The sequence below is a fragment of the Bradyrhizobium sp. LA6.1 genome (genome assembly GCF_040547805.1).
Classification (GTDB): domain Bacteria; phylum Pseudomonadota; class Alphaproteobacteria; order Rhizobiales; family Xanthobacteraceae; genus Bradyrhizobium; species Bradyrhizobium barranii.
On sequence record NZ_JBEPQK010000018.1, the window covers coordinates 124,047 to 140,643 of the forward strand.

Sequence of the window (16,597 nt, forward strand, 5' to 3'; positions counted from 1 at the left end):
AATCCTAATGACGCAGGGTCGAGATCTGGGACGATCGGAAAGAGGCTGTTAACGCCAGTTGCGCCCGCAGGTCCGCGAGGGTCTCGGGCGAGACCGGCTCGCGCCGCACTTCGGGCCGCTCGGCGTGCTGCATGGCCGCGATCAGCCCCGACAACCAAAGCCGGCTGGCCGCCTCGCTTCGCCAATTCTGGTGCTGCCGTTCTGGCCGCATCGCTCGCCTCGTTCCCTGGTGGCGGGAGACAACCCCCCGACCGCCTTCCTGTTCCGGGTCGTACCCCGAAAGAATCCGGGGAGATGTGATCTGTTTCACATAAGTCTCGTCGGGCCCGGCTTAGACCGTCGCCATGAGCAAGCGGACCCAAACCTCATTCGACGTGCAGGACGACCTCCGCACCGATTACGCTCTGATCGCCACCGGCGTCGGAGCGGCCTTGGTTGCGCTGGTCTACCTCCTGCTGGTCTGAATCCGAGCCCAAAGCTCCCGGCGTGCGTCATTTCGCGCGCTTCTTGATACGTCTGCGCGCCAATCCATTAGGTTCATGTCACCCGGAGTTTTCCGTGGCGCGGTCACGGCCGCTTCCGGGACGGGCGAGTTCCGCAAAAACCGTCAAGCGCGGCGCGTGCCGCGGCTGCCAATCATCCACCATTTTAACTGAGCGGTTGATAGCGGTCAGCTTTTGCTTCCGCTTTGGCCTGAGGCGGCGCTTTATCCCGGCCCCGTATCCGCCCCAGAAAATTGCTAACGCTCGACCATGGCCCTGACTGATTCGAACGTCCTCAAACTCGCGCCCGAGCCCGGAACTCCGGCGTATCGGAGCGCGCCGCATAATATCGAGGCGGAACAGAGCCTTCTCGGCGCGATCCTGGTCAACAACGACGCCTTCTACCGCGTCTCCGACTTCCTCGAGCCGAAGCATTATTTCGAGCCGCTGCATCAGACCATCTACGAGACGGCCAGCAGCCTGATCCGGATGGGCAAGATCGCCACGCCCGTCACGCTGAAGACGTTCCTCCCGGCCGACACCGATGTCGGCGGCATGACCATCGGGCAATATCTGGCGCGGCTCGCGGCGGAAGCGACCACCATCATCAACGCCCAGGACTACGGCCGCACCATCTATGATCTGGCGCTGCGACGCGACCTGATCGGCATCGGCGAGGACATGGTCAATGTCGCCTATGACGCGCCGGTCGACTTCGCGCCGCGGGCGCAGATCGAGGACGCCGAGCGCCGCCTGTACGAACTCGCCGAATCCGGCCGTTATGACGGCGGCTTCCAGAAATTCTCGCAGGCGTTGGCGGTCGCGGTCGATCTCGCGGCCAAAGCGTTCCAGCGCGATGGAAAGCTGTCCGGCATCTCGACCGGCATGCGCGACCTCGACACCAAGATGGGCGGCCTCCAGCACTCCGACCTCATCATTGTGGCCGGACGCCCGGGCATGGGCAAGACTTCGCTGGCGACCAACGTCGCCTACAACGTCGCCAAGGCCTATGTCGGCGAGGTCCAGGCTGACGGCACCATGAAGGCCGCCAATGGCGGCGTGATCGGCTTCTTCTCCTGCGAAATGTCGGCCGACCAGCTCGCCACGCGTATCGTCGCCGAGCGCACCGGCATTCCCTCCTCCCACATCCGCCGCGGCGGCATCTCGGAAGCCGATTTCGACAAGATCCGGGAAGTCTCGATCGAGCTGCAGTCGCTGCCGTTCTATGTCGACGCGACCGGCGGCCTGTCGATCGCGCAGCTGATGGCACGCGCGCGCCGGCTGAAGCGGCAGAAGGGCCTCGATCTCCTCGTGATCGACTACATCCAGTTGCTCTCCGGATCCGGCAAGCGGAGTGACAACCGAGTACAGGAAATCACGGAGATCACGACCAGCCTGAAGGCGCTGGCCAAGGAGCTCAACGTTCCCGTGATCGCGCTGTCCCAGCTCTCACGCCAAGTCGAATCCCGCGACGACAAACGGCCGCAGCTCTCCGACTTGCGTGAATCCGGATCAATCGAGCAGGACGCCGACGTCGTCCTGTTCGTTTACCGCGAGGAATATTACCTCGCGATGAAGGAGCCCCGCCCAGGCACGCCTGAACACGAGAAGTGGCAGCTTGACATGAGTCTTGCGCACGGAAAAGCCGAGGTCATCATCGGCAAGCAGCGCCACGGCCCGACCGGCACCGTCGATTTGGCGTTCGAAGCCTCGGTCACCAGGTTCGGCGACCTCGCGCCTGACAGTCAGTTGCCGGTTCGCAGCGGCAACGACTACTGAGTTCCTTGAACCAGACCGGCCTCTTGCGTAAAACGGCGCCATGACAATGGCGTCCGACCCGAAAATGATCCCGCAATCCGGCCTCCTCTCCGCGGAGGCCAATCAGGCTGCCGCGCTCGCAGCCTATGGCGGCGTGCTCACCGTCGATCTCGACGCCATCATCGCCAATTGGCGCAAGCTCGAGAAGACGGCCGTGCCGGCCGAATGCTCGGCCGTGATCAAGGCCGATGCCTATGGCTGCGGCGCCGCGCAGGTCTCGCGGGCCCTGAGCAAGGCCGGTTGCAAGACCTTCTTCGTCGCCACCATCGAGGAAGCGCGCACTGTGCGCGAAGCCGTGCCGGAAGCCGCGATCTACGTGCTCGGCGGCTATTTCCAGAACACCGGCGAGCACTACGCCAGGATCAATTGCCGGCCGGTGATCGGCGATCTCAACGAGCTTGCCGAATGGGACGTGTTCTGCCGCCGCACCGGCTGGACCGGAGGCGCCGCTGTTCACATCGACACCGGCATGAACCGGCTCGGGCTGACGCTTGCGGACGCGCAGGCCATCATCCCCCGCATCAACGCCGGCGATCACGGCATCACGCTGGTGATGAGCCATCTGGTCTCGGCCGAGCAGCTCAACAGTCCCGTGAATGCAAAACAGCTGGCAACCTTCCGCAGTATCGCCAGCGAATTTTCCGGCGTGCCGGCTGCGCTTGCCAATTCCTCCGGAATCTTCCTCGGCGCGCCCTTCCAGTTCGACCTGGTGCGGCCGGGCGCAGCGCTCTACGGCGTCAACCCGACGCCTGAGGCCGACAACCCGATGCAGCCGGTGGTCGACCTCAAGGCGCGCATCGTGCAGACCCGCAATGTCGAACGCGGCGAGAGCGTCGGCTATGGCGGCACCTGGACTGCGCGGCGGCCGACAAAACTCGCAATCATCGCAGTCGGCTATGCCGACGGCTATTTCCGCGCCGCCAGCTCCAATGACGGCACCCGCGGCGCCGAGGTCGTTGTCGCCGGCAAGCGCTGCCCGGTCGCGGGCCGCGTTTCAATGGACCTGATCGCGATCGACATCACCGACTTGGCCCCGAATGCGGCGCGGCGCGGCCACATGGTGACGCTACTCGGCGAGGGCATCACCGTCGACGAGCTCGCGCATCATTTCGGCACCATTGGCTACGAGGTGCTGACCAGCCTCGGCCGCCGCTACGCCCGCGTCTACAAGGGCGGCAATGAGGTGGAGCCGCTGGTCAAGCCGGAGCCCGCGCCGACGGCCGAGCAGCCGCCCTCCCCGCCGCCGATCGAGCAGCCCGCGAGCCCGCCGCCGCTGCCGTCTTAATCGACACTCTCGTTCCCCGCACGCAGCGCAGCGCTCTTTCAGCGGTGCGCTGCAGAGCCGGGGCCATCTCTCAACATCGTACCGTGTAGCTATCTGGGGTCCCGGCTCAGCGCAGCAACGCTCACGCGTTGCAGCGCGTCCGGAACACGACAGTGGCGCTTTACTTCTTCCGGCTGTCGAGCGCCGTCTTGCAGGACGCGCTGAGCTGGTCACGCTTGGCGTTGAGGCAGGCGATGATCTTGCCGCCACCGGGCGCGATGCCGGCGCAGAATTTGTCATAGTCCGCCTTGCACGCGCCGCGTGGATCGGACGATTGTGCCGACGAGACACCGGAGAACGCGACGACGAATGCGACGATGGCGAGGCTCAGACTGGACTTCAACATGGATTTGGATCTCCGGTGGCGGCGCAAACGACCGCGGCCGCAATCTCTACATGAAGATTGCGGCACTCAACGTCAACCGAATCTGTCCTACGACCGCGCGGCGAAGCCTGATGTCGCTGCCTCGCCCGTGGTCCTAGGGGCGATGATGCTTCATCGATCTCATCGCGCTCTATTATCCGCGCACCTTGTTATCGATAACCCACGCATCCATGCTCTCTTTGCACGCGTTGCCGATATGGCTCCTGTACCTGTTCAGGCAAGCAACAATGCGCCCGCCCCCCGGCACGACACTGGGGCAGTATTTGAAATATTCCACCCTACAGGCGATTTCCATTTTCTCGGCAGCAAGAGCCACTCCGGAAAATGCGGTTGCGGCCACGACTACGGCAAGGCAAAGCTTGGTCATCGTCAAACCTCCATCGTGTCGATCGGCAATTTTGGGTTGTAAGCATACATCGTGGAACGCCGATGACAACGGTTGCGAGTCATTTCTGAAGATTTCCAGTCGTTGGGCCCATGAGGATCGCGACGTTCAACATCAACAATGTCAACCGCCGCCTGCCCAACCTGTTGCGTTGGCTGAGCGCGGCGAAGCCTGATGTCGTCGCGCTCCAGGAACTGAAGGCAGCCGACGGCGAATTTCCGGCGGCAGCCATCGAAAAGGCCGGCTACGGCGCGGTGTGGTGTGGACAGAAAACGTGGAACGGCGTCGCCATCCTCGCCCGCAATGCCGAGCCCATTCTCACGCGCGATCGCTTGCCGGGAAAGCCTGATGATCGCGAAGCCCGCTACATCGAGGCCGCCGTGCGCGGAATCATCGTTACCAGCATTTATCTGCCGAACGGCAATCCGCAGCCGGGGCCGAAATTCGACTTCAAGCTCGACTGGTTCGCGCGCCTCAAGCGCCACGCCAAGACCTTCATCAAGCAGGATCTGCCCGTGGTGCTCGCCGGCGACTACAACGTCGCGCCTGATGAGATCGACATCTATCCGACGCGGTCATGGGACAAGGATGCGCTAATCCAGCCGAGGAGCCGCGCAGCCTTTGCCTCGCTGGTCGAACAAGGCTGGTGCGATGCGATCCGTGAGTTGCATCCGGACAAGCGCATCTACACGTTCTGGGACTACAAGCGAAACCGCTGGCCGCGCGATGCGGGCCTGCGGCTGGATCATCTCCTGCTCAGCCCCGCCCTCGTCTCGCGGCTGGCCAAGGCGGGTGTCGACAAGAAGGTGCGTGGCGAGGATGGCGCAAGCGATCACGCGCCGGCGTGGGTGGTGCTGAAGGAGCGTTGAAGGTGCCGTAGGGTGGGCAAAGCGAAGCGTGCCCACCAAAGCCGCTTGGACTTGGGGAGAAATGGTGGGCACGGCGCGAGCGCGCCTTTGCCCACCCTACGAGATCAACGCCCGTAATAGTCCTGCACCGTGTCCCACGCCGCCTTCTGCAACAGCTGCGTCGTCTCGGGATCGAGGCCCATGTTGTAGGAATTGCCGACCGGCGAGCGCCCGGTCAGCGCGGCGAGTGTTACGCAGGTTGCGAGGTACGTGCCCGCCGGACTCGGGTGCCGCTTGTCCGGCGCATACAGACTGAGTTCCGGCTGGAGCTTGCGCACGCGCGCGAAGGCGAGACCTGCGGGGATCACGAGCGCATCATTGGCATTGCCGGCGAGCGTATAGGCCTCGGCCAAGGCTTCCGTCATCTCCGGCTTGTCGGCATAGGCCCAGGACATAAAGAACACCGGCCGCATGCCGTGGGCACGGACGATCTCGCTGTCCTTCTTGGCGAAGGTCGCGAACGCGTCCTTCAATTGCGGATGGATCGGGCACTGGCTGCAATCCATCATGACGACGGCGTCGAACTGCCTGCCCGGCTTGTTGAAGACGACGTTGTTCTGCTCGTCGAAGGAATAGGCGCCGATGCCGCCCGGTCGCAGCAGATTGTCCATGTCGTGCCAATCGAGGCCGGAGCCGCCGATCGTGGCCATGGTGTTGCGGTACGCCGCCTTGTTGTCAGCATCAGCCGCGCGCTCCATGAAGGAGAGATGCCCGGGCATGCCGTTGTTGTAGTAGAAGAAGCTGTTGCCGACGAACAGCGCGGCCTTGGGGAAGTCAGGTCCTGATGTCGTGACCTTCGGTTTGGTCTGCGCCTGCGCGTTGAAGCCGGCTGCAACGGCCAGACACATTGCGAGCATCACTCGCGCAAAAAGACGCATCATGGCTTCCCCCCTTTTTCTCTGGGGCCGGACCAAATCAGCTTTTCAAAATCGCCTCAAGGTCACAGACGCGCAGCGGACATGCGCGCGCCCTGCATGCTCACCACAAATTCCTGCCGTCGATCATGTTCACCGGCACGGCATCGAGATCGAAATCGTCGAACAGGCGCGCGTTCACGGCAACCTTGGGATTGTCGAAATCGGGCTTGCCGGTCGACCAGTCCGGCGACTCCGAATAGGTGCCGCAGCCGCAGCTCGCGCAGAAATGATGTTTGACCGTGCGGCTGCCCCAGAGATAGGTCGTGACGTTTTCCGGCGGCGACAGCAGGCGAAATTGCGCGGGCTTGTAATAGGCCCACAACGCGCCACGCTTGGCGCAGAGTGAGCAGGTGCAGCGCGTCACGCTCGCCGGCGCCTCCGTCACCTCGAACACCGTCTCACCGCAATGACAGCTTGCCTCGATCGGCATCGACCCGCTCCCCGTTTTGTCAGGAGATGGTCGTAGCCTGCCCCTGCTGCCAACATGCTGTCAGCAGCGCGACTCCGTCACGGAGCCTCATTCGCGGACAACCGCCTGGCGTTCGCGGCCACGTGCTCGCGATAGCGCTGGACGATCGCGGCCGGCGTTGCTCCCGCAAGCAGGCTCGCGGCCGCCTCGAAAGCCGCGGCGATCTTCTCGCTGACCATCAGCACGGCCTCCTGCCCGGCGGCCTCGTCGCCATGGCTCAGCTTCTCGCACCGCAGCCGCACCACCTCGCTCGCTTCGACCGCGAGCATCGCGCCCGCATACCAGGGAAAACCGTTATCGGATCCGCTGAGCGCCGCATGGCGGTCGAGGGCGGAGAAAGAATGATGATCGGGCATCGCGGACCTCAAGTTCTTTGAGTGAGCGCTCCGATCAATAAGCCTCAAATTTGAAGGATCCGGCCGGGGAACTGATCGGATTGGCCACGCCTGCGACACCCGCAATTAACCAAGGCTCTTGACGCCGACGCGCTGGTTAGCCTACTGGTCTGACCAAGATCAGACCAAAGAAGAGACCGGGATGGAAGTGAAGCGGGCCACCGAGGGCGAAAAAGGGTTCGAGAAGGTGTTCGCCTTCCTGCGCGAACGCCTGCTTGCGGGCTCGCTCAAGCCCGGCGACCGCCTGGTTTCCGAGCGCGAGCTGGCAACCCTCCTCGGCGTCAGCCGGCCCATCGTCCGCGAGGCGCTGCGCGCCCTCACCGTGCTCGGCATCGTCGAAATCCGCGACCGCATCGGCACCGTGGTGACGCAGCCGGATGTCTCGGTGCTGAACGACTTCTTCACCTTCGCGCTCGCCCAGCAGGCGGACATGCTCGATGACGTCATGCAGGCGCGCGTCGCGATCGAGTGTCAGGCGATCCGGCTCGCCTGCGAGCGCGCCAACATCGCCGATTTCGAACGTCTGCAGCGTGCGCTCGCGAAGATTGGAGAGACGATCGACGAGGCGGATGCCGGCGGCATGGCCGACTTCGAATTCCATCGTGCCATCGTCGTGGCATCGCATTCGGAAACGCTGACGGTCCTGCACGGTTCGCTGGCGGGACTGCTGACGCATTCGCATCGCAGCCGCCGCGAGCTGGTGCAGGCCTTCCCGTCGATGAAGACGTACCTGATCGACGACCACCGACGCATCTTCGACGCGATCATCGCGCGCGACCCCGAGCGAGCGGATGCGACGCTTCGCAAGCATTTTGCCATTGGCGACGAATACCGCAGGCGCGCCGTCGTCGGCGACATCGACAAGACCAGCGCCTCAGGCTGATCGCGGCAGGCCAACAAGCAAGAAACCACTCAACCAAGAAACGGACGACTGACATGGGACGGAACGACAAGGGCAATGTCGGCTTCATCGGCATCGGCACGATGGGCCGCGAGATGGTGCGCAACCTCCTGGTGGCCGGGCATGCGGTTCGCGTCTTCGATCTCAACGAAGCCGCCCTGGCCGACTGCGTCAAGGAAGGCGCGGCCGGCGCCAACAGCCCCGCCGACGCCGCGCAAGGCGCCGACATCGTCATCACCATGTTGCCCGATACACCCCACGTCGAGGCGACCGTCTACGGTGAACATGGTCTCCTGAAGTCTCCCCCGCCCGGCAAGCTCGTCGTCGACATGAGCACGATCTCGCCGGTCGCCGTCCGCCGCATCCATGCCGACCTGCAAAAGGCCGGCGTCAGCTTCATCGACGCGCCGGTCTCGGGCGGACCGGTGGGCGCCAAGAACGCTACGCTCTCGATCATGGCCGGCGGTGATGCGGCGGCCTTCGCGCAGGCCGAGCCGTTCTTTCGCGCAATGGGCACGACCATCACGCATGTCGGCGCCTCCGGCGCGGGCCAGACCGTAAAACTCTGCAATCAGCTGATCTGCGGCATCAACATTCAGGCCATCTGTGAGGCACTGGCGCTCGGGCGCGCGTCTGGCCTCGATCTCAATCTGCTGCGTCGCGTTCTGCTCGGTGGCTCCGCCGCGTCCTGGATGCTTGACAAGCTCGGTCCCGCAATGATTGCGGGCGACGTCTCCGCCGGCTTCCGGATCGATCTCCAGCTCAAGGATCTCCGCCTGGTGCAGGAGCACGCACAGGCGCTGAGCGTGCCGCTGCCCGGCACCGCGCTCGTCACCAGCCAGTACGTGGACGCACGCGCGCATGGCGAAGGCAGCAACGGCAACCAGGCGCTGTTCCGCGTCTATGACCGCATGACCAACCAGACCACCGGCTGAACCTGATACGATGAGCCTCCAACTCGACTTTCCCGCGGTGCTGGAGCGTTGGCCGAATTTTCTGGCCGGCGCGGCGCTGACGCTGGAGTTGGCGGCCTTCGCGACGGTGCTCGGCGCCCTGTTCGGCACGCTCGCGGCCGTCGGCCGCGGCTCACGAAGCCCGCTGATCGCGGGCGCCTGCAAAGGCTATGTCGAGACCATCCGCAACACGCCACTGCTGGTACAGATCTTTCTGGTCTATTTCGGCCTCGCCAGCCTCGGCCTGAAATTCTCCGCCTTCACCGTGGCGGTGGCCGCGTTGACGATCAATGTCGGCGCCTACACCGCCGAGATCATGCGCGCCGGTTTCGAAGCGATCCCGCGCGGACAGATCGAGGCCGCCGAAGGGCTGGCGCTGTCGCGACTGCAAATCTACTGGCACATCATCCTGCTGCCGGCGATCGAGAAGGTCTATCCGGCGCTGACCAGCCAGTTCGTACTGCTGATGCTGGCTTCCTCGGTCTGCTCGCAGATCTCGGCGGAGGAACTCACCGCCGTCGCCAACTACATCCAGTCGGACACCTATCGCGCCTTCGAGACCTACATCATCGTCGCCGTGCTCTACGTCATCCTGTCGCTGGTGATGCGCGCAGGCTTCTGGGGCCTAGGCCTCGTGCTGTTTCCGCGCCGGCGCCGGCTCGGCACACCGTTGTGAGATGACCATGGGCGGACATCTCAACATCAATCATCTGATGTTCCTCGGCCAGGGCGCGCTGTGGACGATTGGCCTGTCCGTGATCGCGCTGATCGGCGGCGGCATTGTCGGCTTCGTGATTGCGCTCGCGCGCATCTCGCCGCTCAAGTCGGTGCGGATCGCCAGCGGCGTCTATGTCCAGCTGATCCAGGGTACGCCGCTGCTCGTCATCCTGTTCCTCGGCTATTTCGGCCTCGCCGCGATCGGCCTCAAGGTCTCGCCGTTAGCCGCCGCCGGCGCCTCGCTCACGCTCTATGTCTCGGCCTATCTCGGCGAGATCTGGCGCGGCTGCATCCAGTCGGTGCCGAAGCCGCAATGGGAGGCCGCCGAAGGCCTCGCGCTGAGCCGGACCCAGCGCATGATGAAGGTGATCCTGCCGCAGGCGATCCGCATCGCGACGCCGCCGACCGTCGGCTTCATGGTGCAGATCATCAAGAATACCTCGCTCGCCTCCGTGGTCGGCTTCGTCGAGCTGATGCGGTCGGGCCAGATCGTCAACAACTCGCTGTTCGAGCCGTTCGCCATCTACGCGATCATCGCCGTCGTCTATTTCGCCATGTGCTATCCCCTGTCCCTGTTCAGCCAGAAGCTGGAACGGCGGATGGGGCGTGGCAGGTCCAACCTCGCACCAGCCTGACATGCAGCAAAACCCCTCCTCCTCCGAACCGATCGTGTCGCTCCGCGACGTGCAGAAGAGCTTTGGCCCGCTTCGGGTGCTCGATGGCGTCTCCTTTGCCGTCGAACGCGGCGAGGTGCTGGCACTGATCGGCCGCTCCGGCTCCGGCAAGAGCACGGCGCTGCGCTGCATCGACCGCTTCGAGAAGGTCGACGGCGGCGAGATCGTCGTGTGCGGGCATCGCGTCGATCGCCCTGATGTCGATCTGCGCGCGCTGCGCCAGGACGTCGGCATCGTGTTCCAGAGCTACAATCTGTTTCCGCACCTCACGATCGAACAGAACATCACGCTCGCCCCCTGCGCGGTGAAGGGCATGGCCACCTCGCAAGCCAGGGACCTCGCGCGCAAAGTGCTGGCCCAGGTCGGGCTCGAGGAGAAACTGCACGCCTATCCCGAGCAGCTCTCGGGCGGACAGCAGCAGCGCGCGGCCATCGCCCGCTCGCTCGCGATGCAGCCGAAAGTGATGCTGTTCGACGAGGTCACCTCCGCGCTCGATCCCGAGCTTACCGGCGAGGTGCTGAAGGTGATCGAGCAATTGGCGGCGGACGGCATGACCATGGTGATGGTCACCCATGAGATGGGTTTTGCCAAAGGCATCGCCGACCGGATCGTCTTCATGCATCGCGGCAAGGTCCACGAGACCGGCCCCGCCTCGATCCTGACGTCGCCGGCGACGCCCGAACTCACGCAATTCGTGGGCACTGGAAACTTAAAATCATAACAGGAGAGGAGAACCAAGGATGACAAACAAGACACTGCTGGGGACCGCCACCGCGCTGTTCGGCCTCGTCATGATATCAGCCACGCCGGCATCGGCCGATCTGCTCGACGACATCACGCAGGCCAAGAAGATCCGCATCTCGACGGACGTCGCCATTCCGCCCTCGGGCATGATGGACAGCAGCATGAAGCCGACCGGCTCCGACGTCGAAGTGGCGCAACTGCTCGCCAAGGATTGGGGGCTCGAGCTCGAATTCATCCAGACCACCGGCGCGACACGCATCCCCAACGTCCTGACCGGCAAGGCCGACATCATTATCTCGACCCTGTCGGTGACGCCCGATCGCGCCAAGGTCATCGACTTCACAAAGCGCTATGCGACGCTGCAATCCGACGTCGGCTGCCTGAAATCCTCGACCGTCAAGGACTGGTCCGACCTGAAGGACAAGTCGATCGGCGTCTCCCGCGGCACCACGCAGGACACCACGCTGTCCAACATGAAGGACAAGGACCTCAAGATCTCGCGCTACGACGACGACGCCACGATGGTGACGGCGGCCGTCTCCGGCCAGGTCGACTGCGTCGCCTCGTCGGCGACGATCATCAACCAGATCGGGGTGAAGAACCCGTCGCGTGTGTTCGAATCCAGGATCCTGCTGGCGACCTTCGACCTCGCGATCGGCCTGAAGAAGGGAGAGCAGCGCCTGATGGACAAGCTCAATGCCTGGATCACCGAGAACGTCAAGAACGGCAAGCTCAACGCGATCTACAAGAAATTCCACGGGGTCGAGCTGCCGCCCGACATGCGCAGCTGAAACCAGGGAAAATCGTGGCAGCCGCGAAGCGGCTGTCACGACCAACATAAAATCAAGAAGGACATCACATGCGTCTCGTCATCGGATCCGACCACGCCGGCTGGCCGCTCAAGCAGACCGTTATCGACCACATCCGCAGCCTCGGCCACGACGTCGTCGATGTCGGCTCCTATGACGACAAGCCGGTGGATTTCCCCGACATCGCGCGGGCCGTTGCGCAGAAGGTGACGTCAGGCGAAGCCGCACGCGGCATCATGGTGTGTGGCACCGGCGTCGGCGCCTCGATCGCGGCCAACAAGATGAAGGGCATTCGCGCCGCGGTCTGCCACGACGTTCATTCCGCCCATCAGAGCGTCGAGCATGACGACGTCAACGTCATGTGCATCGGCGCGCAGATCGTCGGCGCCTGGCTCGCCGTGGATCTGGTCTCGTCCTATCTCTCCGCCGAATTCTCTACGGACGAGGATTTTCGCCGCCGCGTCGAGAAGCTGCGCATCATGGACGAGCAAGGCTGACGGCCGGCCGGGATGGCATGCGCTGAGCGATTGGTTCCCTCGCCTGGAATGGATCGCCCGCATCGCCGGCCACGGCTAAACTCTCCCGATTCGTGGAGAGCACCTTGGCCTTTCTCTTCGTCCTCATCGTCGGCCTGATCGCCGGCACCGTCTCAGGCATCGTCGGCACGGGGTCGTCGATCATGCTGATGCCGGTGCTGGTCTATGCCTATGGGCCGAAGGAAGCCGTGCCGATCATGGCGGTCGCCTCCGTGATGGCGAACTTCTCGCGGATCTTGGCGTGGTGGCGCGAGGTCGACTGGCGGGCCTGCGCGGCCTATTCGGCGACGGGCATTCCGGCCGCCGTGCTGGGCGCGCGCACGCTGCTCGCGCTCCCCTCGCACGCCGTCGATCTCGCCATCGGCATCTTCCTGATCGCGATGGTGCCGGTGCGGCACTGGCTGGCGCGGCACGACCTCAAGGCCAATCTCTGGCACCTCGCGATCGGCGGGGCGATCATCGGCTATCTCACCGGCATCGTGGTCTCGACCGGCCCGCTCAGCGTGCCGCTGTTCCTGTTCTACGGCCTGTCAAAGGGCGCGTTCCTCGCAACCGAAGCGGCCTCCTCACTCGGCCTCTACTTCGCGAAGTCCGTGACCTTCGAACGTTTCGGCGCGCTGACGCAGGATGTCTTCATCAAGGGCCTGATCGCAGGCTCCTCGCTGATGTCGGGCGCCTTCATCGCAAAACGCTTCGTGCTGCATCTCAAGCCGGAGATGTTCCGCCTGGTGATGGACGCGATCATGATCGCGGCCGGGCTCTCCATGCTCTGGAACGCAACGCAGTCCTAATCGCGCTCAGGCGGCGAATTCGGGCGCGATCGACGGGCTGCCGGCGAGGACGCGGCTTGTCTCAGTGGGTACCGCCTGCTTTTCGAGCCATTGCAGCACGGCGTCGAGCGGCTGCGGCCGATGGTAGTGATAACCCTGCCCGAGCATCACGCCCATCTCGCGCATGGCGTCAGCCTGCTCGGGCCGCTCAATGCCTTCCGCGACGAGCGTCAGCCCCAGCGTGCCGGCGAGCGAGGCGATGACGCCGACGATCGCCTTGTCTTCCGCGCTGTCAGGGATCTCGCTGATGAAGGCTTTGTCGATCTTGACCTTGTCGAGCGGGAACCGCCTGAGATGCGCGAGCGAGCTATAGCCGGTGCCGAAATCGTCGAGCGCGATGGTTGCGCCTAGGCGCCGCAGGCGGTGCAGCGTCTCGGAGGCGCTGGCGATGTTGTTGATCAGCGAGCCCTCGGTGATCTCGAGCTCCAGCAATGATGCCGCGACATCGAAACGCGCGCAGGTCGCGCGCAGCTCGGCAGCGAGCGAATGGTCGGCGAGCTCGGACGGCGGCAGGTTGATCGCGATCCGGATCTGCGGCCTGCCGGCGGATGCCAGTCGCTGCAGCGCGCGACAGGCATCGGTCAGCACGTAGCGCGTCAGCCGCGCATTGTTGCCGCTGCGCTCGATCAGCGGCAGGAATTCGCCGGGACCGATCAAGCCAAGTTCGGGATGGCGCCAGCGGATCAGCGCCTCGAGCCCGACAACGGCCTGGCTCTCGAGGTCGACCTGGCTTTGATACCAGACCTCGAACTGCCCCTCGGCGAAGCCTGCGGGAATGGCGAGCTCGAGATCCCGGCGACGGCGATAGTCGCGCTGAAGCGCTTCGTCGAGCACGGCGACGGTGCCCGGCGCCTTGCTCTTGGCATGGTAGAGCGCGATGTCGGCGAGCGCCGGCAAATGCGACAACTCGGGATCGCCGGCGCGGCGCACGGCAAGGCCGATGCTGGCGCGCGGCACGACCTGTTTGTCGTGCAGCCGGATCGGCTCGGAAATCGCATCGAGCAGCTGGCGCGCGAACGCCTGGGCGGTCGCTTCATTGCTGACCTCGGGGCGGATGACGACGAATTCGTCGCCGCCGAGCCGGGCGACCCAATCCTGCGGTTCGACCGCATCGCGAAGGCGCTCGGAGATGTGCACCAGGAACTTGTCGCCGGCATCATGGCCGAAGGTGTCGTTGATGCCCTTGAAGTCGTCGAGATCGATGAAGCAGAAGGCGATCAGCGAGTCCGGCGAGCCGGCATCGCCGCTCAGGGTCACCAGATGCTCGGACAGCGAGCGACGATTGGGCAGGCCCGTGAGCGGATCGTGCGCGGCCATGTGCCCGAGCCGGTCGAGCGCGCCCGATGTCGTGTGCTGCATGGCGTTGAAGGCACGCGCGAGCTGGCCGAATTCGTTCGTCGATTTGATGTCGGCCGGATAGGCTCGCCCGTCCTGCTTGCTGCGCTGGATCGCCGACATGATCGCGGTAAGCGGCTTGCCGATGAAGATGTTGGCCGATATCCGCATCGCGATCAGGGTGGCAAATGTTGCGAGCAGGCCGACCACCAGCAGCAGCAGCAGCCGGCTGCCCGTGTCCGTGTAGACTGTCGCATAGGAATAGGCGATCGCGATACGACCGGCCTGCACGGCGATGTTGCCGTTGCTGTAGCGGATCGGACGCGAGACTTCCGATACCGCCTGGTCCGCCGGCCGCGCCACCACCCGCGCGATCGCGACGCCGGTGTCGTCATAAACGGCCGCCGCGGCAATGGTCTCGTCGTGCATGATCTCGTTGAGCACGCTCGTGACCTGATCGTAGCGCATCTTCCAGAGCGGCTCGGCGATCAGCTCGGCGCGGCTCTCGGCCGTGCGGGCAATGCGCGCGTCGAGCTGCCTGATCTGCGACCAGAAGCTCGATGCCTCGACGCCGGCGGAGGCGAGCAGCTGCACCACCAGCAGCACCGGCACGGTGGCCCAGAGCATCGCGCGGACCACCGAGCGCGAGCGCGACGGCGCCGCCGCCTGCTGCTTGCGATCCGGATCGGTCATGTCGTCACCGTTTCGCATCAGTCAGCAGCGCCTTCCGGAAGCGCCAGCGAAGAGATGAGCGCATCGATGGAGAAATCGTACTGGCCGCAGCGCCCCGCCCTCGCCCTGAAGCGCGCGAAATCGATCCGATCGAAGGCGCGCGTCTTGATGAGGTCCCCGACCGCAGCGAGATTGTCGCGCGTGATCGCAGACGTCTTGGCCTCGACGCGGGGCGATGCGGCCGCGAAGTCGCAGCCGTCGGCGTAGTCGCGCAGGAGGACGATCGACCAGCCGCCGAGCAGGAAATGTCCGCCATCGGTCATGAGCAGACGGCCCGCCTTGATCTCGCGCAGCGCGTCCTCCGACCAGTTGAGGCCGACCAGCTGGATGTTCCGGCCGGGCGTGAGGCCGGCAGCGACCACCGCGCGAAGCGCGCCGAGCGCCATCGGATCGTTTCCGGCCCAGATGCCGGCAGGCCGGATCTCCTTGCGCGCGGCCCAGCTCAGATAATTCCTGGTGACCTGCTCCGCCTCCGACTGGGTCCAGTTGGCGAACAGCATCCGGTCCACCACCACGTCGGGCGCGGCGTCCACCGCGAGCTTGAGACCGGCGTTGCGGGCGATCGAGGCCGGCGTGATCTCGTCGCCGCCGATGCCGAGAATGTGGATCTTGCCGTCCGGGCTCTGCCATTTCTCGGCGCGCGCCACTTTGATCAAGGCATTGGCCATCCTCGCACCCGCGGTCTGGAGATCGGTCGTGATGTCGCCGAGCCAGGTCTTGAGCTTTTGCCGGGGCGGTCCGAGGCGCGCGGCGTCGTCGCCGATCAGCGTGTTCGAGAGCAGCAGCGTCTTGACCCCGGCGGCCTCGGCCGCCTCCAGGATGGGAACGGCAGCGGATTCCTCGTTCGACAGGATGAGGAAGTCCGGCTTGTCGGCGCGTGCCACCACGCCGAAGCCAAGCTCCTGCATGGTGCGGTAATTCCGCTCGCTGGTCAGCACCTCGACATGCGCGTCGAGCTTGCGGCCCGCGGCCTGCATGGTCTGCGCGACCATGTCCCAGTAGACCTCGCCGGTCTTGCCGGGGTTGACGAAAACGATGTTGAGACGCCCGGCGTCGGCCGCAACGGCGCCGCCTGCCGGCAGAAGAAAGCCGCAGGCCATGCCCACGGCGAGCATTATCCGCAAGACTACCGTCATTCGTTTCGCCATCCCGTATCGGTTTCGAAACTGGACCCGCGTCCGCTAACGTTTGGCAAAGTCCGGAACGGCGCGGCGGCGTAGAGCTAACAAAGGGTGTATCGGCTGCGGCGAATTGGGCTAATGGGGGTGCCGGCGATCGCCGTC

Annotated in this window: 19 protein-coding genes; 12 read left to right on the top strand and 7 right to left on the bottom strand. The window is 64.6% G+C overall.

The annotated features are described in order from the left end of the window. Positions 1-4 precede the first annotated feature (4 nt). Positions 5-310, bottom strand: a complete 306-nt coding sequence (locus ABIB99_RS34105; protein WP_231144886.1) for a hypothetical protein — start codon at positions 308-310, stop codon at positions 5-7. A gap of 442 nt (positions 311-752) precedes the next feature. On the opposite strand from ABIB99_RS34105, the gene ABIB99_RS34110 reads away from it, so the two are divergent. Both ABIB99_RS34110 and alr read left to right on the top strand, forming a co-directional pair. Beyond that, a complete protein-coding gene (locus ABIB99_RS34110; protein ID WP_063983703.1) occupies positions 753-2,261 on the top strand; it encodes a replicative DNA helicase in 1,509 nt (502 codons plus the stop codon). A gap of 46 nt (positions 2,262-2,307) precedes the next feature. Continuing rightward, positions 2,308-3,585 (top strand): alanine racemase, encoded by a 1,278-nt coding sequence (gene alr / locus ABIB99_RS34115; protein WP_354179915.1) that lies wholly within the window; start codon positions 2,308-2,310, stop codon positions 3,583-3,585. Positions 3,586-3,745: 160 nt separating this feature from the next. On the opposite strand, the gene ABIB99_RS34120 is transcribed toward alr, so the two are convergent. Next, positions 3,746-3,970, bottom strand: a complete 225-nt coding sequence (locus ABIB99_RS34120) for a cysteine rich repeat-containing protein (RefSeq protein ID WP_071914679.1) — start codon at positions 3,968-3,970, stop codon at positions 3,746-3,748. Between ABIB99_RS34120 and ABIB99_RS34125 the strand changes: the two genes are divergently transcribed. Next, positions 3,969-4,418, top strand: a complete 450-nt coding sequence (locus ABIB99_RS34125) for a hypothetical protein (RefSeq protein WP_354179820.1) — start codon at positions 3,969-3,971, stop codon at positions 4,416-4,418. The genes ABIB99_RS34120 and ABIB99_RS34125 overlap by 2 nt on opposite strands. Positions 4,419-4,486: 68 nt before the next feature. After that, positions 4,487-5,263, top strand: a complete 777-nt coding sequence (locus tag ABIB99_RS34130) for an exodeoxyribonuclease III (protein WP_354179822.1) — start codon at positions 4,487-4,489, stop codon at positions 5,261-5,263. Between the two features lie 104 nt (positions 5,264-5,367). Here ABIB99_RS34130 and ABIB99_RS34135 read toward each other — a convergent pair whose 3' ends face one another. The 3 genes from ABIB99_RS34135 to ABIB99_RS34145 all read right to left on the bottom strand — a co-directional run bounded on the left by ABIB99_RS34135 (position 5,368) and on the right by ABIB99_RS34145 (position 7,044). Further along, positions 5,368-6,183, bottom strand: coding sequence for a DUF4886 domain-containing protein (locus ABIB99_RS34135; RefSeq protein ID WP_354179824.1), 816 nt, complete (start codon positions 6,181-6,183; stop codon positions 5,368-5,370). 97 nt (positions 6,184-6,280) lie between these two features. After that, positions 6,281-6,649, bottom strand: a complete 369-nt coding sequence (locus ABIB99_RS34140) for a GFA family protein (RefSeq protein ID WP_354179826.1) — start codon at positions 6,647-6,649, stop codon at positions 6,281-6,283. A 77-nt stretch (positions 6,650-6,726) separates the two neighbouring features. Next, a complete protein-coding gene (locus tag ABIB99_RS34145) occupies positions 6,727-7,044 on the bottom strand; it encodes a hypothetical protein (protein WP_354179828.1) in 318 nt (105 codons plus the stop codon). 181 nt (positions 7,045-7,225) lie between these two features. Between ABIB99_RS34145 and ABIB99_RS34150 the strand changes: the two genes are divergently transcribed. The 8 genes from ABIB99_RS34150 to ABIB99_RS34185 all read left to right on the top strand — a co-directional run bounded on the left by ABIB99_RS34150 (position 7,226) and on the right by ABIB99_RS34185 (position 13,208). Then, complete coding sequence (locus ABIB99_RS34150; protein WP_071914689.1) at positions 7,226-7,966, top strand: FadR/GntR family transcriptional regulator; 741 nt, start codon at positions 7,226-7,228, stop codon at positions 7,964-7,966. Positions 7,967-8,019: 53 nt separating this feature from the next. After that, positions 8,020-8,919 (top strand): NAD(P)-dependent oxidoreductase, encoded by a 900-nt coding sequence (locus ABIB99_RS34155; protein ID WP_354179830.1) that lies wholly within the window; start codon positions 8,020-8,022, stop codon positions 8,917-8,919. Positions 8,920-8,929: 10 nt separating this feature from the next. Continuing rightward, positions 8,930-9,613, top strand: coding sequence for an amino acid ABC transporter permease (locus ABIB99_RS34160; protein ID WP_063983713.1), 684 nt, complete (start codon positions 8,930-8,932; stop codon positions 9,611-9,613). A 7-nt stretch (positions 9,614-9,620) separates the two neighbouring features. After that, entirely contained in the window at positions 9,621-10,289 is a 669-nt protein-coding gene (locus ABIB99_RS34165) for an amino acid ABC transporter permease (protein ID WP_028169586.1), read from the top strand. 1 nt (position 10,290) lies between these two features. Further along, positions 10,291-11,049 (top strand): amino acid ABC transporter ATP-binding protein, encoded by a 759-nt coding sequence (locus ABIB99_RS34170; protein WP_028149724.1) that lies wholly within the window; start codon positions 10,291-10,293, stop codon positions 11,047-11,049. 19 nt (positions 11,050-11,068) lie between these two features. Beyond that, the gene (locus ABIB99_RS34175) at positions 11,069-11,863 is read left to right on the top strand and encodes a transporter substrate-binding domain-containing protein (protein ID WP_354179833.1); all 795 of its coding nucleotides are present in this window, start codon (positions 11,069-11,071) and stop codon (positions 11,861-11,863) included. Between the two features lie 68 nt (positions 11,864-11,931). Then, positions 11,932-12,378, top strand: a complete 447-nt coding sequence (gene rpiB / locus ABIB99_RS34180) for a ribose 5-phosphate isomerase B (protein ID WP_063983716.1) — start codon at positions 11,932-11,934, stop codon at positions 12,376-12,378. Between the two features lie 104 nt (positions 12,379-12,482). Continuing rightward, positions 12,483-13,208 carry a sulfite exporter TauE/SafE family protein gene (locus ABIB99_RS34185; RefSeq protein ID WP_354179835.1) on the top strand — a complete coding sequence of 242 codons (726 nt, stop codon included), beginning with the start codon at positions 12,483-12,485 and terminating at the stop codon, positions 13,206-13,208. Between the two features lie 6 nt (positions 13,209-13,214). Here the strand turns inward: ABIB99_RS34185 and ABIB99_RS34190 are convergent, their stop codons facing one another. Next, on the bottom strand, positions 13,215-15,293 hold the full coding sequence (locus ABIB99_RS34190) for a putative bifunctional diguanylate cyclase/phosphodiesterase (RefSeq protein WP_354179837.1): 2,079 nt from the start codon (positions 15,291-15,293) through the stop codon (positions 13,215-13,217). Further along, on the bottom strand, positions 15,293-16,450 hold the full coding sequence (locus ABIB99_RS34195; RefSeq protein ID WP_354179839.1) for an ABC transporter substrate-binding protein: 1,158 nt from the start codon (positions 16,448-16,450) through the stop codon (positions 15,293-15,295). Before ABIB99_RS34195 ends, ABIB99_RS34190 begins: the two co-directional genes overlap by 1 nt. Positions 16,451-16,597 lie beyond the last annotated feature (147 nt).

Bases quoted from the DNA above. Each gene is read 5' to 3' on its own strand.
- ABIB99_RS34110 (WP_063983703.1), top strand. From the start codon at position 753: ATGGCCCTGACTGATTCGAACGTCCTCAAACTCGCGCCCGAGCCCGGA.
- alr (WP_354179915.1), top strand. From the start codon at position 2,308: ATGGCGTCCGACCCGAAAATGATCCCGCAATCCGGCCTCCTCTCCGCG.
- ABIB99_RS34125 (WP_354179820.1), top strand. From the start codon at position 3,969: ATGGATTTGGATCTCCGGTGGCGGCGCAAACGACCGCGGCCGCAATCT.
- ABIB99_RS34120 (WP_071914679.1), bottom strand. From the start codon at position 3,970: ATGTTGAAGTCCAGTCTGAGCCTCGCCATCGTCGCATTCGTCGTCGCG.
- ABIB99_RS34130 (WP_354179822.1), top strand. From the start codon at position 4,487: ATGAGGATCGCGACGTTCAACATCAACAATGTCAACCGCCGCCTGCCC.
- ABIB99_RS34135 (WP_354179824.1), bottom strand. From the start codon at position 6,183: ATGATGCGTCTTTTTGCGCGAGTGATGCTCGCAATGTGTCTGGCCGTT.
- ABIB99_RS34140 (WP_354179826.1), bottom strand. From the start codon at position 6,649: ATGCCGATCGAGGCAAGCTGTCATTGCGGTGAGACGGTGTTCGAGGTG.
- ABIB99_RS34145 (WP_354179828.1), bottom strand. From the start codon at position 7,044: ATGCCCGATCATCATTCTTTCTCCGCCCTCGACCGCCATGCGGCGCTC.
- ABIB99_RS34150 (WP_071914689.1), top strand. From the start codon at position 7,226: ATGGAAGTGAAGCGGGCCACCGAGGGCGAAAAAGGGTTCGAGAAGGTG.
- ABIB99_RS34155 (WP_354179830.1), top strand. From the start codon at position 8,020: ATGGGACGGAACGACAAGGGCAATGTCGGCTTCATCGGCATCGGCACG.
- ABIB99_RS34160 (WP_063983713.1), top strand. From the start codon at position 8,930: ATGAGCCTCCAACTCGACTTTCCCGCGGTGCTGGAGCGTTGGCCGAAT.
- ABIB99_RS34165 (WP_028169586.1), top strand. From the start codon at position 9,621: ATGGGCGGACATCTCAACATCAATCATCTGATGTTCCTCGGCCAGGGC.
- ABIB99_RS34170 (WP_028149724.1), top strand. From the start codon at position 10,291: ATGCAGCAAAACCCCTCCTCCTCCGAACCGATCGTGTCGCTCCGCGAC.
- ABIB99_RS34175 (WP_354179833.1), top strand. From the start codon at position 11,069: ATGACAAACAAGACACTGCTGGGGACCGCCACCGCGCTGTTCGGCCTC.
- rpiB (WP_063983716.1), top strand. From the start codon at position 11,932: ATGCGTCTCGTCATCGGATCCGACCACGCCGGCTGGCCGCTCAAGCAG.
- ABIB99_RS34190 (WP_354179837.1), bottom strand. From the start codon at position 15,293: ATGCGAAACGGTGACGACATGACCGATCCGGATCGCAAGCAGCAGGCG.
- ABIB99_RS34195 (WP_354179839.1), bottom strand. From the start codon at position 16,450: ATGACGGTAGTCTTGCGGATAATGCTCGCCGTGGGCATGGCCTGCGGC.